The sequence below is a fragment of the Janibacter sp. LM genome (assembly GCF_039631275.1).
In the GTDB taxonomy this organism is placed as follows: Bacteria; Actinomycetota; Actinomycetes; order Actinomycetales; family Dermatophilaceae; genus Janibacter; species Janibacter terrae.
Window position 1 is genome coordinate 54,756 of sequence record NZ_JBDIVG010000009.1, and the last position, 14,379, is coordinate 69,134.

General features: G+C 71.0%; 14 protein-coding genes. 13 read left to right on the forward strand and 1 reads right to left on the reverse strand.

The features are described 5' to 3' along the window. Positions 1 to 34: 34 nt before the first annotated feature. Positions 35 to 1,336, reverse strand: a complete 1,302-nt coding sequence (locus tag ABC138_RS05735) for an isochorismate synthase (protein ID WP_345913003.1) — start codon at positions 1,334 to 1,336, stop codon at positions 35 to 37. 41 nt (positions 1,337 to 1,377) lie between these two features. Between ABC138_RS05735 and ABC138_RS05740 the strand changes: the two genes are divergently transcribed. From ABC138_RS05740 to nuoK, 13 genes are all read left to right on the forward strand, one after another. Continuing rightward, positions 1,378 to 2,073, forward strand: a complete 696-nt coding sequence (locus tag ABC138_RS05740; protein WP_338538707.1) for a demethylmenaquinone methyltransferase — start codon at positions 1,378 to 1,380, stop codon at positions 2,071 to 2,073. A gap of 118 nt (positions 2,074 to 2,191) precedes the next feature. Next, positions 2,192 to 3,502, forward strand: coding sequence for a geranylgeranyl reductase family protein (locus ABC138_RS05745; RefSeq protein WP_068326317.1), 1,311 nt, complete (start codon positions 2,192 to 2,194; stop codon positions 3,500 to 3,502). Between the two features lie 75 nt (positions 3,503 to 3,577). Continuing rightward, entirely contained in the window at positions 3,578 to 3,940 is a 363-nt protein-coding gene (locus ABC138_RS05750; RefSeq protein ID WP_068326314.1) for an NADH-quinone oxidoreductase subunit A, read from the forward strand. 18 nt (positions 3,941 to 3,958) lie between these two features. Beyond that, positions 3,959 to 4,546 (forward strand): NADH-quinone oxidoreductase subunit B, encoded by a 588-nt coding sequence (locus ABC138_RS05755; protein WP_068326311.1) that lies wholly within the window; start codon positions 3,959 to 3,961, stop codon positions 4,544 to 4,546. Next, positions 4,543 to 5,373, forward strand: a complete 831-nt coding sequence (locus ABC138_RS05760; RefSeq protein ID WP_345913004.1) for an NADH-quinone oxidoreductase subunit C — start codon at positions 4,543 to 4,545, stop codon at positions 5,371 to 5,373. The genes ABC138_RS05755 and ABC138_RS05760 overlap by 4 nt, the downstream gene beginning before the upstream one ends. A 26-nt stretch (positions 5,374 to 5,399) precedes the next feature. Beyond that, positions 5,400 to 6,725, forward strand: coding sequence for an NADH-quinone oxidoreductase subunit D (locus tag ABC138_RS05765; RefSeq protein ID WP_345913005.1), 1,326 nt, complete (start codon positions 5,400 to 5,402; stop codon positions 6,723 to 6,725). Continuing rightward, positions 6,722 to 7,591, forward strand: a complete 870-nt coding sequence (gene nuoE, locus ABC138_RS05770; RefSeq protein WP_068326305.1) for an NADH-quinone oxidoreductase subunit NuoE — start codon at positions 6,722 to 6,724, stop codon at positions 7,589 to 7,591. The genes ABC138_RS05765 and nuoE overlap by 4 nt, the downstream gene beginning before the upstream one ends. Beyond that, on the forward strand, positions 7,588 to 8,901 hold the full coding sequence (gene nuoF / locus ABC138_RS05775; protein WP_345913006.1) for an NADH-quinone oxidoreductase subunit NuoF: 1,314 nt from the start codon (positions 7,588 to 7,590) through the stop codon (positions 8,899 to 8,901). The genes nuoE and nuoF overlap by 4 nt, the downstream gene beginning before the upstream one ends. Beyond that, entirely contained in the window at positions 8,898 to 11,279 is a 2,382-nt protein-coding gene (locus ABC138_RS05780) for an NADH-quinone oxidoreductase subunit G (protein WP_345913007.1), read from the forward strand. The genes nuoF and ABC138_RS05780 overlap by 4 nt, the downstream gene beginning before the upstream one ends. Continuing rightward, a complete protein-coding gene (gene nuoH, locus ABC138_RS05785) occupies positions 11,276 to 12,682 on the forward strand; it encodes an NADH-quinone oxidoreductase subunit NuoH (RefSeq protein WP_068326297.1) in 1,407 nt (468 codons plus the stop codon). The genes ABC138_RS05780 and nuoH overlap by 4 nt, the downstream gene beginning before the upstream one ends. After that, positions 12,675 to 13,316 carry an NADH-quinone oxidoreductase subunit NuoI gene (gene nuoI, locus ABC138_RS05790; protein WP_068425626.1) on the forward strand — a complete coding sequence of 214 codons (642 nt, stop codon included), beginning with the start codon at positions 12,675 to 12,677 and terminating at the stop codon, positions 13,314 to 13,316. The genes nuoH and nuoI overlap by 8 nt, the downstream gene beginning before the upstream one ends. Next, the gene (locus ABC138_RS05795; RefSeq protein ID WP_068425623.1) at positions 13,313 to 14,080 is read left to right on the forward strand and encodes an NADH-quinone oxidoreductase subunit J; all 768 of its coding nucleotides are present in this window, start codon (positions 13,313 to 13,315) and stop codon (positions 14,078 to 14,080) included. Before nuoI ends, ABC138_RS05795 begins: the two co-directional genes overlap by 4 nt. Next, complete coding sequence (nuoK, locus tag ABC138_RS05800) at positions 14,077 to 14,376, forward strand: NADH-quinone oxidoreductase subunit NuoK (RefSeq protein WP_068326286.1); 300 nt, start codon at positions 14,077 to 14,079, stop codon at positions 14,374 to 14,376. The genes ABC138_RS05795 and nuoK overlap by 4 nt, the downstream gene beginning before the upstream one ends. The last annotated feature ends 3 nt before the right edge of the window (positions 14,377 to 14,379 follow it).

Sequence of the window (14,379 nt, forward strand, 5' to 3'; positions counted from 1 at the left end):
GGAATTGCGGCCATGACCCGAGTCTCACGCAGGGTCAGCCGCCGAGCGCCGTCCGCATCGGCAGCAGCTTGGCGACGGACTCGGCGACCTCGTCCCCGGCGACCGACCCGGCCACGATCCCGCAGCCCGCGTACAGGCGCAGCGAGGTCGCGTCCTCGTACCAGCCGCAGCGCAGCGCGATGCCCCACTCGCCGTCGCCCGAGGCGTCCATCCAGCCCACCGGCCCGGCGTAGCGCCCGCGGTCCATCTGCTCCAGCTCGGCGATGACCCCGTCGGCGACCGGCGTCGGCGTGCCGCACACGGCGGCCGACGGGTGCAGCGACGCGGCGAGGGCGAGCGAGGTCGAGTCGTCGTCGACGACCCCCGCGACGTCCGTCGCGAGGTGCATGACGTTGTTGAGATGCAGGACGAAGGGGGAGTCCGGCACGTTGATCGAGGACGTGTGGTCGGTCAGGGCGTCCGCGACCGAGCGCACCGCGTACTCGTGCTCCTCGAGGTCCTTGCTGCTGCGGGCCAGCGACCCGGCGAGCGCGAGGTCGTGGCTGTCGTCACCCGTGCGCCGGATCGTGCCGGCGAGCACGCGCGAGGTGACGAGGCCGCGCTCGAGCCGCACGAGCATCTCGGGGGTGGCGCCCACGAGGCCGTCGACCGCGAAGACCCACGTCGTGTCGTAGTCCGCGGCGAGCCGCTGCAGCAGCCACCGCGGGTCGATGCGCCTCTGCGCGGTCGCCTGGACGGCGCGGGCGAGCACGACCTTGTCGAGCGAGCCGGCGTTGATCCGGCGGACGGCCTCCTCGACGGCCTCGGCCCAGCGCTCCGCGGTGAGGTCCCGGTCGGCGAAGGCCACCGGTCCCGGGCCGTGCGGCGCGGGCTGGCGAGCGAGCACCTGGTCCGCGGGGGGCACCGTGGCGTCGGTCGTGATCGTCGTGACCCACGCGAGGTTGCCGCGACGGCCGACGACGACCTCGGGGACGACGAGCACCGACTCGGAGAGGGAGCGGCGCGAGTAGGCCATCGACCCGAAGGCGATCGGCCCGGTCCCCGGCTCGTCGACGTCGTCGCGCACGATCGCCTCGGCGGTGACCTCGCGCCACCACTCCTGCGCCTGCTCGAAACGGTGCGGACCCGTCGCCCGGAAGGTCGCGACCCGGCCCCAGCCGACGAGGCCCTCGCCCTTGCGGACCCAGGAGACGATGTCGCCCGCGTCGTCCGGCTCGGGCAGCAGCCCGAGCAGGTCCGTGACGCGGGGGAGGGGGACGGACACCGTCCGCACGACGAGCGCGGGGTGCGGGACGCCGGAGGTGGAGGGGACGTCGGCGGGCGATGGAGAGGTCATGTCGCGGTCCAGCGTACGACTGCGGGTGCGAGGATGAGCACATGAGCCGCGCCACCCTCCAGAAGGACCCCAAGGACGTCGCCGCGATGTTCGACGAGACCGCCGCGAAGTACGACCTGATGAACGACGTCCTGTCGCTGGGGCAGACGAGGCTGTGGCGTCGGGCCGTGGTCGCCGCCATCGACCCGAGGCCGGGCCAGCGCATCCTCGACATCGCCGCCGGTCCCGGCTCCTCCTCCCTCCCGCTGCGCGCGGCGGGCGCCCACGTGGCCTCCGCCGACTTCTCCCTCGGGATGCTCCGCCAGGGCCTGAAGCAGAGCCCCGAGCTCGACTTCGCCGCCGCGGACGCGACCCGCCTGCCCTTCGCCGACGCGTCCTTCGACGTGGTGACGATGTCCTTCGGGTTCCGCAACGTCGTGCAGCCCGAGGTGGCGCTCGGCGAGTTCCTGCGCGTGACCCGACCGGGTGGGCGCCTGCTCGTCTGCGAGTTCAGCCAGCCGGTCAACAAGACCTTCCGCACGGTCTACAGCGAGTACCTCATGGCCGCCTTCCCGCCCGTCGCCCGCCGGCTGAGCTCCAACCCGGACTCCTACGTCTACCTCGCCGAGTCGATCCAGAGCTGGCCCGCGCAGGAGCCGCTGGCCCGGATGATCGAGGGCGCCGGATGGTCGGGGGTCGAGTGGCGCAACCTCACGGGCGGGATCGTCGCCCTGCACCGCGCCGTCAAGGCGGGCTGAGTCCCCCTTCGTCCGGACGCGCCCGCAGGTTAGGTGAACCTGTGTCCGCCTCGTTGTTCCAAAAGAGTAGGCTTCCCGGCGATCGTGAAATGCTTCACAAGCAGCTGAGGGAAGTTTCGTGACCAGTGCACTGCCGGCGGCCGAGGGTGGCCGCAGCGTCGACGTCATCGTCGTCGGGGCCGGACCGGGTGGCAGCGCCACCGCGGCCTGGTTGGCGAAGGCCGGCAAGGACGTCGTCCTGCTGGAGAAGTCCCGCTTCCCCCGGGACAAGATCTGCGGGGACGGGCTCACCCCCCGAGCGGTCCGCCAGCTGATCAACCTCGGCATCCCGTTGTCGGAGACCGACGGCTGGGCGCGCAACAAGGGCCTGCGGATCATCGGCGGCGGCATGCGGCTGCAGCTCGACTGGCCCGATGTCACCTCCTTCCCCGGGTACGGCATGGTCCGCGCCCGCCAGGACCTCGACGAGGTCCTCGCCCGCCACGCCGCGTCGAGCGGGGCCGAGCTCCTCGAGGGACGCAATGTCTCCGAGCCGCTGCGTGACGAAGGGGGGCGCATCGTCGGCGTCGTCGCGAAGGTCGTCGACGAGCGCGGTCGCGCCACGGGCGAGACCGAGACCTACCGGGCCCCCGTCGTCGTCGCCGCGGACGGCGTCTCCTCCCGCCTGTCGGTGAAGATGGGCCGCGAGAAGCGCGAGGACCGGCCGATGGCCGTCGCGGTGCGCGCGTACTACGAGACCCCGCGCCACGACGACGACTACCTCGAGAGCCACCTCGAGCTGTGGTCCACCACCCCCGACGGCGGCCGGATCCTCATGCCGGGCTACGGCTGGCTCTTCGGCCTGAACGACGGCCGCTCCAACATCGGCCTCGGCGTCCTCAACACCTCCGAGGCCTTCGGCCGCACCGACTACAAGGACGTCATGCGTCGCTGGGTCGAGACGATGCCGGCCGAGTGGGGCATCAACGAGGACACGATCACCGGCGAGATCACCGCGGCGGCGCTGCCGATGGCCTTCAACCGCCAGCCGCTCTACGCCGACGGCCTCATGCTCGTCGGTGACTCCGGCGGCATGGTCAACCCCTTCAACGGCGAGGGCATCGACTACGCCCTCGAGGCCGGTCACGCCGCTGCCGAGACGATCGTGCAGGCGCTCGCCCGGCCGACCGCCGCGGACCGCGAGCGCGTGCTCCAGTCCTACGTCGGCCGGATGAAGGACATGCACGGCGGCTACTTCACCCTCGGCGCGCAGTTCGCCAAGCTCATCGGCAAGCCCGAGATCATGCGCCTGGCGACGAAGTACGGCCTCCCGCGCCAGACCCTCATGAAGTTCATGCTCAAGCTCATGGCCAACCTCCCGGAGGAGAAGGGCGGCGGTCTCGACGACCGGCTCGTCCAGCTCATGACCAAGGTGGCTCCCAATGCGTGAGCCCGGCGTCGGCGTGCTGCCGGCCACCCCTAGGATCGGTGGCGTGCATCACATGTCAGAAAGCGAGGCGCAGCGATGAACCCGTACATCCCGCTGCTCATCCTGTTCCTGCTGGGGCTCGGCTTCGCCATCGTCTCGGTGGGCACGAGCCTGGTCGTGGGCCCGGCCCGCTACAACGCGGCGAAGGCCCAGGCCTACGAGTGCGGCATCCAGCCGACGCCGCAGGCATCCGAGGGTGGTCGCTTCCCGGTGAAGTACTACCTGACCGCGATGCTCTTCATCATCTTCGACATCGAGGCGCTCTTCCTCTACCCCTTCGCTGTCGCGTTCGACGAGCTCGGGGCCTTCACCCTCGGTGCCGTGGTGCTTTTCCTGTTCAACGCGTTCTTCATCGCCGACGCCTACGTGTGGCGTCGCGGTGGGTTCGAGTGGGACTGACGAGGACGGAGACAAGACATGGGACTCGAGGAGAAGCTGCCCGCGGGCATCGCCCTCACGACGGTCGAGCACCTTGCCGGCTACATGCGCAAGGCCTCGATCTGGCCGGCCACCTTCGGCCTGGCCTGCTGCGCCATCGAGATGATGGCCGTCGGCACGCCGCACTACGACCTGGCGCGCTTCGGCATGGAGCGCTTCGCGGCGACGCCGCGCCAGGCCGACCTGATGATCGTCGCCGGCCGGGTGAGCAACAAGATGGCCCCGGTCGTGCGCCAGGTCTACGACCAGATGGCCAACCCCAAGTGGGTCATCTCGATGGGCGTGTGCGCCAGCTCCGGCGGCATGTTCAACAACTACGCGATCGTCCAGGGCGTCGACCACATCATCCCGGTCGACATCTACCTGCCCGGCTGCCCGCCGCGACCGGAGATGCTGCTCAACGCGATCATCACCCTCCACGAGCAGATCCAGAGCACGCCGCTGGGCGTCAACCGGGTCGCCGCGGCCCGTGCCGCGGAGCAGGCGGCGCTCGGCGCCACCCCGACGGAGCTGCAGCCCCCGACGCACGACCACGAGGGCCTGCTCGGAAGGAACCTCCTGGCATGAGCGACGAGAAGAAGGACGTCGGCACGCCGGCGCCCGACGGCGTCCACCCCACGGGTCCGGGCCTCGGCGGCACGGCCAACAAGGGCTTCCCCGACACCTCGGGTCTCGTCGGCGGCAACCGTCCGGTCGAGTACACCAACGTCCGGCCCGAGGGCGAAGGGGAGGTCCCGCCCGAGCGCGCACCCGTCGTCCGGGACGAGCGCCGGGGCATGTTCGGCGCGCGCGAGGGCCAGGACACCTCTGGCTACGGCGGCCTGAAGCGCACGGTCGCCTTCCCCGGCGCCGCCCAGCGCCCCTACGGCGGCTGGTACGACGAGGTCGTCGACCGTCTCGCCGACGCGACGGGTGGTGACCTGCTCGAGCGGGTCGTCGTCCACGCCGACGAGCTGACCCTGCACGTGCACCGCGACGACCTGCCGGTCGTCATGCGCGCGCTGCGTGACCGGCCCGACCTGCGCTTCGAGATGTGCATGTCGGTCTCCGGCGTGCACTTCCCTCACGACGAGGGCGCCGAGCTGCACGTCGCCTACCACCTGCTGTCGATCACGCACGGCGGCCGCCGGCTGCGCGTCGAGGTCACCGCACCCGACGCCGACCCACACGTCCCGAGCGTCGTCGCCACCTACCCGGCGGCCGACTGGCACGAGCGGGAGACGTGGGACATGTTCGGCGTCGTCTTCGACGGGCACCCCGCGCTCACCCGCATCCTCATGCCGGACGACTGGGCCGGGCACCCGCAGCGCAAGGACTACCCGCTGGGTGGCATCCCGGTGGAGTACAAGGGCGGCACCGTCCCGCCGCCCGACGAGCGGAGGTCGTACAGCTGATGGCCACGTACACGCACAGTGCGGGGGTGCACTCGACCCCGGGTGCCGACGACCTCGCCGAGGGCCACGTCGTCAACGTCCAGGGGGGTGACTGGGACCAGGAGATGGGCGAGCTCGGGATGAACCCCGAGGAGCGCATCGTCCTCAACATGGGTCCGCAGCACCCCTCGACCCACGGCGTGCTCCGCCTGATCCTCGAGCTCGACGGCGAGACGGTCACCGAGGCCCGCGCGGGCATCGGCTACCTGCACACCGGCATCGAGAAGAACATGGAGTTCCGCACCTGGACGCAGGGGGTCACCTTCTGCACCCGGATGGACTACCTGACCCCGATGTTCCAGGAGACCGCGTACTGCCTGGCGATCGAGAAGGTCCTGGGCATCACCGCCGACATCCCCGAGCGGGCCAGCGCGATCCGCGTGCTGATGATGGAGCTCACCCGCATCTCGAGCCACCTCATCTGCCTGGGCACCGGCGGCATGGAGATGGGCGCGACGACGATCATGACGATCGGCTTCCGCGAGCGGGAGCGGATCCTCTCGGTCATCGAGAACATCACCGGACTGCGGATGAACAACGCCTACGTCCGCCCCGGCGGCGTGGCCTCCGACCTGCCGCACGGTGCGATCGACAAGATCCGCGAGACCGTCCCGCAGGTGCGCCGGGGCATCGGCGAGCTGGAGAAGCTGCTCCTCGAGAACCCGATCTTCAAGGGTCGCACCAAGGACGTCGGTGTCCTCTCGCTCACGGGCTGCACCGCCCTGGGCATCACCGGTCCCGTCCTGCGCTCCACAGGGCTCCCGCACGACCTGCGCAAGCTCAGCCCGTACTGCGGCTACGAGAAGTACGACTTCGACGTCGTCACCCGCACCGGTGCCGACGCGTACGACCGCCTCTGCATCCGCCTGGACGAGATGCGCGAGAGCCTGCGGATCGTCGAGCAGGTGACCGACGAGCTGCAGCGCAACCCCGGCCCCGTCATGGTCGCCGACAAGCGGATCGCCTGGCCGGCGCAGCTGGCCGTGGGCGGCGACGGCATGGGCAACAGCCTCGACCACATCCGCGAGATCATGGGCACCTCGATGGAGTCGCTGATCCACCACTTCAAGCTGGTGACGGAGGGCTTCCGCGTCCCGCCGGGCCAGGCCTACGTCGCGGTCGAGTCGCCGAAGGGGGAGCTCGGCTGCCACGTCGTCGCCGACGGCGGTACCCGCCCCTACCGGGCTCACTTCCGGGACCCGAGCTTCAACAACCTGCAGGCCGTCGCGGCCATGTGCGAAGGGGGCAACCTCGCCGACGTCATCGTCGCCGTCGCCTCCATCGACCCGGTGATGGGAGGAGTCGACCGATGAGCTCAGGATTCGGTGAGCAGACCGCCTCGGGGCACCTGCACGTGCCCTCGGAGAGCAAGGAGCCGTACCCCGCCGACGTGCTCGAGCGGCTCTCCGTCGAGGCCGAGCAGGTCATCGCCCGCTACCCGCAGCCGCGCTCGGCGCTGCTGCCGCTGCTGCACCTCGTGCAGAGCGAGGACGGGTACGTCACGGGTCGTGGCATCGACTTCTGCGCGACCACCCTCGGCCTGACGACGGCCGAGGTCTCGGGGGTCGCGACCTTCTACACCCAGTACAAGCGCCACCCCAACGGCGACTACACCGTCGGTGTCTGCACCAACACGCTGTGCGCCGTCATGGGCGGCGACCAGATCTGGGACACGGTGAGCGAGCACCTCGGCATCGGCCACGACGAGACGACCGAGGACGGCAAGATCACCCTCGAGCGCATCGAGTGCAATGCCGCGTGCGACTACGCCCCGGTCGTCATGACCAACTGGGAGTTCTTCGACAACCAGACGCCCGAGTCGACCGTGCGGCTCGTCGACGACCTGCGCTCCGGCGTCCCGGTGGCGCCGACCCGCGGACCGAGCCGGGTGTGCACCTTCACCCAGGTCTCCCGCGTCCTCGCCGGCTTCCCCGACGGCCTGGCCGACGAGGGCGTCGGCGCCGGGCCCGCGTCCCTGCGCGGGGTGGAGCTGGCCAGGCGCGAAGGGTGGACCGCCCCCGGTGACGACGCCGTCGCCACGAGCCCGGACGCCGCCGGCGCCTCCCTCGACGGCATCGCCGTCGGCGAGCAGGGCTCCGTCGACACCCCGGTCAACGAGCCCGACGAGCGTCCCGGTGGCCAGGACGCGCAGGAGCAGGCCAAGGAGGACGACAAGTGACGACGCTGACGCCGATCCTCACGAAGTTCTGGGACCACCCGCAGTCCTGGACCCTCGGGACCTACGAGGACAACGACGGGTACGCCGCCCTCCGGCAGGCGCTGCAGACGGACCCGACGGACCTCGTCCAGTCGATGAAGGACTCCGGCCTGCGCGGCCGCGGCGGCGCCGGCTTCCCGACCGGCATGAAGTGGGGCTTCCTGCCCCCGCCGGACGGCGGCCCTCGCTACCTCGTCGTCAACGCCGACGAGTCCGAGCCGGGTACCTGCAAGGACATCCCACTGCTCATGGCGGCCCCGCACTTCCTCGTCGAGGGCGTCGCGATCACCTCCTTCGCCATCGGCTGCAACCACGCCTTCATCTACCTGCGCGGCGAGGTCGTGCACGTCTACCGCCGCCTCATGCGCGCGGTCGAGGAGGCCTACGCGGCGGGCTACCTCGGCAAGGACGTCCTGGGCACCGGCTTCGACCTCGACGTCACCGTGCACGCGGGTGCCGGTGCCTACATCTGCGGCGAGGAGACCGCCCTCCTGGACTCCCTCGAGGGGCGACGGGGCCAGCCGCGGCTCAAGCCCCCCTTCCCCGCCGTCGCCGGCCTGTACGCCCGCCCCACGGTCGTCAACAACGTCGAGTCGATCGCCTCCGTGCCGCTCATCGTGCGCAAGGGCGCCGAGTGGTTCTCCGACATGGGGACCGAGAAGTCCCAGGGCTTCGGCATCTTCTCCCTGTCCGGGCACGTGAAGCACCCCGGCCAGTACGAGGCGCCGCTCGGCATCACGCTGCGCGAGCTCATCGACATGGCCGGCGGCATGCGCGACCCGGGCCACCCGCTGAAGTTCTGGACGCCCGGTGGCTCGTCGACGCCGATCTTCACCGACCAGCACCTCGACGTCCCGCTGGACTTCGAGTCCGTCGCCGCCCACGGCTCGATGCTCGGCACGCGCGCGCTGCAGATCTTCGACGACACCGTCTCGGTCGTGCGCGCCGTGAGCCGCTGGACCGACTTCTACAAGCACGAGTCCTGCGGCAAGTGCACCCCGTGCCGCGAGGGCACGTGGTGGCTGGCCCAGATCCTCGAGCGCATCGAGCACGGCACGGGCACCCCCGAGGACATCGACAAGCTCGTCGACATCTGCGACAACATCCTCGGCCGTTCCTTCTGCGCCCTCGGGGACGGTGCCACGAGCCCGATCACCTCCGCCGTCAAGTACTTCCGGGAGGAGTTCGAGGCGGGCTGCCACACGCCGGCCGCGGAACTCTTCCCGCCCGCCGCCTCGACGCTCTTCGCCAAGGAGCAGGTATCCGCATGACCGCCACGAGCGACAAGGACCAGACCGTGGCCGAGGCCCGGCCCGAGCTGGTCAACCTCAGCATCGACGGCATCGCCGTCGCGGTGCCCAAGGACACCCTCGTCATCCGCGCCGCGGAGGAGGCCGGGATCGAGATCCCGCGCTTCTGCGACCACCCGCTCCTCGAGCCGGTCGGCGCCTGCCGGCAGTGCCTCGTCGAGGTCGCGACGCCGGACCGCGAGGGCAATGTCAAGCCGATGCCCAAGCCCCAGGCGAGCTGCACCATGACGGTGAGCGAGGGCATGCAGGTGCGCACCCAGCACACCTCGCCCGTGGCCGACAAGGCGCAGCAGGGCGTGATGGAGATGCTCCTGATCAACCACCCGCTCGACTGCCCCGTCTGCGACAAGGGTGGCGAGTGCCCGCTGCAGAACCAGTCGATGAGCAACGGCCGGGCCACCTCGCGCTTCGAGGACGTCAAGCGCACCTACCCCAAGCCGATCAACATCTCCTCGCAGGTCCTCCTCGACCGCGAGCGCTGCGTCCTGTGCGCCCGTTGCACCCGCTTCTCCGACCAGGTCGCCGGCGACCCGTTCATCGCGCTCGTCGAGCGCGGGGCGCTGCAGCAGGTCGGGATCTACGAGGAGCAGCCCTTCGAGTCCTACTTCTCGGGCAACACCGTCCAGATCTGCCCGGTCGGGGCGCTCACCGGGGCGGCCTACCGCTTCCGGTCGCGTCCCTTCGACCTCGTCTCCACCCCCGACGTCTGCGAGCACTGCGCCGACGGCTGCTCCCTTCGTACCGACCACCGCCGGGGCACGGTCCTGCGGCGCATGGCCGGCAACGACCCGCAGGTCAACGAGGAGTGGAACTGCGACAAGGGGCGCTGGGCCTTCGCCTACGCCAACCTGGGTGACCGCTTCGAGCTGCCGATGGTCCGCGACGAAGGGGGCGTGCTGCGCGTCGTCTCGTGGCAGGAGGCCCTCGCCACCGCCGCGGCCGGCCTGCGCGCCGCGCAGGGCCACGGCGTCCTCGTGGGTGGCCGCGTGAGCGTCGAGGACGCCCACGCCTACGCGACCTTCGCCCGCTCGGTCCTGGCGACCGACAACATCGACCACCGCGCCCGCCCGCACTCCGCGGAGGAGCGCGACTTCCTCCTGCGACACGTGGCGGGGACGACGCCCACCAGTGGCAGCGTCACCTACGAACGGCTCGGCCGGGCCGGGTCCGTGCTCCTCGTCGGCCTCGAGCCGGAGGAGGAGAGCCCGATCCTCTTCCTGCGGCTGCGCAAGGCCTACCGCAAGGCCAAGACCTCGATCCACGCGATCGCGCCCCTGGCCACCCGCGGTCTCGACAAGCTGGGCGGCACGCTCATCCCCTCCGCCCCGGGGACCGAGACCGAGGTCCTCACCGCGCTGGCCGGCGCGAGCGCCCCCGGCGCCGAGGGCGACCCGATCGCCACGGCCCACGCCGCGCTGCGCGGCGAGGGTGCCTTCATCCTCGTCGGCGAGCGCATGGCGACCGTCCCCGGCGCCCTGGCCGCGGTCGCCGAGCTGGCCGACGCCACCGGCGCCGAGATCGCCTGGGTCCCGCGCCGCGCGGGCGAGCGCGGAGCCATCGAGGCCGGCTGCCTCCCCGGCGAGCAGGGCCTCGACACGGCCGGCATCGTCCGGGCCGCGGCCGACGGCACGCTCGGCGGACTCGTCGTCGGCGGCGTCGACGCCCACGACCTCGCCGAGCCGCTGGCCGCCCAGGCCTTCGAGCGCGCCTTCGTCGTCTCCCTCGAGATCCGGCCGAGCAGCGTCACCGAGCACGCCGACGTCGTGCTGCCGGTCGCCCCGCACGCGGAGCGCGCGGGTGCCTTCGTCAACTGGGAGGGGCGCGTGCGTCCCTTCGAGGCCTCGCTCGACACGACCGCGCTGCCCGACCACCGGGTGCTGCACATGCTGGCCGACGAGATGGGCGAGTTCCTCGGCACCCGCACCGTCGCCGAGGCCCGCCGCTCCCTGGAGTCCACGAGTGCACCCCGCGCCCAGGGCTACCCGCCGCGGGTGCGCCGTGCGCCGGTGCCGCAGCCGGGGACCGGCGAGCTCGTGCTCGCCACCTGGCGGCTCATGCTCGACAAGGGCACCCTGCAGGACGGCGAGCCCTTCCTGGCCGGGACCGCCCGGGCGCCGCGGGCCCTCGTCTCGCCGGTCACCGCGCAGGGCCTCGGGGTCGCCGAGGGCGACCTCGTCACCGTGAGCGCCGACGACGTGCGGGTCACCGTGCCGGTGCTCGTCCACGACATGGTCGACCACGTCGTGTGGCTGCCGACCAACTCGGAGAGCTGTGACCTGCGCAGCCTCTCCGGCCGAGCCGGAGCGATCGTCTCCGTGACCAAGGGTGGTGCGGCATGACCGGGTTCTCCACGCTCGCCGGGCTGGGCGCGCTGTCCGCCGCGGCGGACAAGCCGGTGGCGGCGGACTTCAGCGACACCCCGCTGTGGCTGTCGGTGGTCAAGGCGCTCCTGCTCTTCGTCTACCTGCTCGTCTCGGTGCTGCTCGTCATCTGGTTCGAGCGCCGCATCATCGGTCGGATGCAGCAGCGTCCCGGCCCCAACCGCAACGGCCCCTTCGGCCTGCTGCAGACGCTCGCCGACGGCATGAAGTCGATGCTCAAGGAGGACGTGCGGCCCAAGGCCGCCGACGCGTTCATCTTCACCATCGCGCCGGTGATCTTCGCGTCGATGGCCTTCGTCGCCTTCTCGATCATGCCGCTCGGCGGCATGGTCTGGATGTTCGGCCACCACACGCCCCTGCAGCTGACCGACCTGCCGGTCGCCGCGCTGCTCGTCCTCGCGGTCGCGGGTGTCGCGGCCTACGGCATCGTGCTCGGCGGCTGGTCGGCCGGCTCGACCTATCCGCTCCTCGGCGGCCTGCGCGCCACGGCCCAGCTGATCTCCTACGAGATCGCCATGGGCCTGGCGCTCGTCGCGGTCTTCATGTACTCGGGCTCGATGAGCACGAGCGAGATCGTCGCCGCCCAGAGCGACCTCTGGTACATCGTCCCGGCCTGCGTCTCCTTCGTGATCTACGTGATCACCATGGTCGGCGAGACCAACCGGCTGCCCTTCGACCTCGCCGAGGGCGAGGGCGAGATCGTCGGTGGCTACTTCACCGAGTACTCGGGCATGCGCTTCGCGATGTTCTTCCTCGGCGAGTACATCAACATGTTCACCGTCTCGGCCCTGGCCACGACGCTCTTCCTCGGCGGCTGGCAGGCGCCTCCCGGCATCGCCGCCATCGGCGACGGCATGCTCAACACCGGCTGGTGGGGTCTGCTGTGGTTCACCGTCAAGCTCTGGCTCTTCATGTTCTTCTTCGTCTGGCTGCGCGGCACGCTCCCGCGCACGCGCTACGACCAGTTCATGCGCTTCGGCTGGAAGTTCCTCATCCCGGTGACCGTCGCCTGGGTCATCGCGGTGGCCTTCATCCGCGGCGCCGACGCCGGCTTCTTCGGGGACGGCACGGTCGGCCTGCTCGGACGTGAGTTCCCGATCTCCTCGCTGATCATCGTCGCCGTCCTCGCGGTCCTCGTCCTCGGCTCGACGTGGATCTGGGAGACCAAGGTCGAGGCCCGCACCCGCGCCCAGGAGGAGGCGGCCGTCGTGCCCGAGGAGATCGACCCGTGGGCCGAGGGCTACCCCGTGCCACCGATGCCCGGTCAGCGCCTCGTCGAGCCGTCCCGTGGCGGCACGGCGATCGCCGACGCGCCCGCGCCCACCGCCCCGTCCAGCCCCCAGGAGGAGCACCGTGGCTGACGAGTCCCAGGGAGGGTTCTTCTCGGACCTCTTCGCCCCTGTCGCCGGATTCGGGGTGACCTTCGCGACGATGTTCCGCAAGGTCGCCACCCAGGAGTACCCCGAGGTCAAGTGGCCCACCCAGCCGCGGTTCCACGGGCGCCACCAGCTCAACCGTCACCCGGACGGGCTGGAGAAGTGCGTCGGTTGCGAGCTGTGCGCCTGGGCCTGCCCGGCGGACGCGATCCTCGTCCAGGGCGGCGACAACGACGACGAGCGGGGGCTGCGCTTCAGCCCCGGCGAGCGGTACGGGCACATCTACCAGATCAACTACCTGCGCTGCATCTTCTGCGGGCTCTGCATCGAGGCCTGCCCGACCCGGGCGCTCACGATGACCAACGAGTACGAGCTCGCCGACAACAACCGCGCCGACCTGATCTTCACCAAGGAGCAGCTGCTCGCCCCGCTGCAGGAGGGCATGCTCCCCGCGCCGCACCCGATGGTCGAGGGCATGGAGGAGCGCGACTACTACCAGGGCAAGGTCGCCACGGCCACCCCCGAGCAGCGCGCCTGGGTCGAGCAGCACGCCGCCGCCCGCGCCGAGCAGGACGCCGCCGCGTCCGTGGGCACCGACGAGACGGGGGAGGCCCGATGACCGGCACCGGTGAGGCAGTCGTCTTCTGGATCCTCAGCTGCATCGCCGTCCCCGGGGCGCTCGCGCTGCTCTTCGCCCGCAAGGCGGTGCACGCGGCCATCGGCATGGTGACGACGATGATCGTCCTCGGCGTCTTCTACCTCCTGCAGGAGGCGCCCTTCCTCGGTGTCGTGCACATCTTCGTGTACACGGGCGCCGTGATGATGCTCTTCCTCTTCGTCGTCATGCTCGTCGGCGTCGACGCCGCCGACTCGCTCGTCGAGACGCTCAAGGGCCAGCGCCTGCTGACCGCCCTCGTCTCCCTCGTGGCCCTGCTCGTGCTCTTCGCCGCCATCGGCCGGGTCGCCTGGGACGGGGACCCGAGCCTGGCCGAGGTCAACACCGACCCGGGCAACGTCGAGGGCATCGCCTACCTCGTCTTCGGCAGGTACGTCTGGCTCTTCGAGGTCACCGCCGGCCTGCTGACGGTCGCCGCGCTCGGCGCCATGGTCTTCGCCCACCGCGAGCGGATCATCGCCAAGCCGACGCAGAAGGAGTGGATGGAGCGCCGCTTCCGCGAGGGACGCCACCTCGCCGGCCTCCCCGTGCCCGGTGTCTACGCGCGCCACAACGCGGTCGACACCCCGGCCCTGCTGCCCGACGGCAGCACCTCCGACCTCTCGCTCAACCGCGTGCTCGTCGCCCGGGACCAGGTCACCACGCCGACCCGGTACCGCGAGCTCGAGGACACCGACTCCACGACCGAAGGGGGTGAGCGCCGGTGAGCCCGATGAACTACATCTACCTCGCGACGATCCTCTTCGCGATCGGCGGGTCGACCGTGCTCCTGCGCCGCAACGCGATCGTCGTCTTCATGGGGGTTGAGCTCATGCTCAACGCCGCCTCGCTCGCCTTCGTGACCTTCGCCCGGATGCACGGGTCGCTCGAGGGCCAGGTGATCGCCATGTTCGTCATGGTCGTCGCCGCCGCCGAGGTCGTCGTCGGGCTGGCCATCATCATGGCCGTCTTCCGTGCCCGCCGGTCGGCCTCCGTCGACGACGCCAACCTGCTGAAGCTCTAAGGG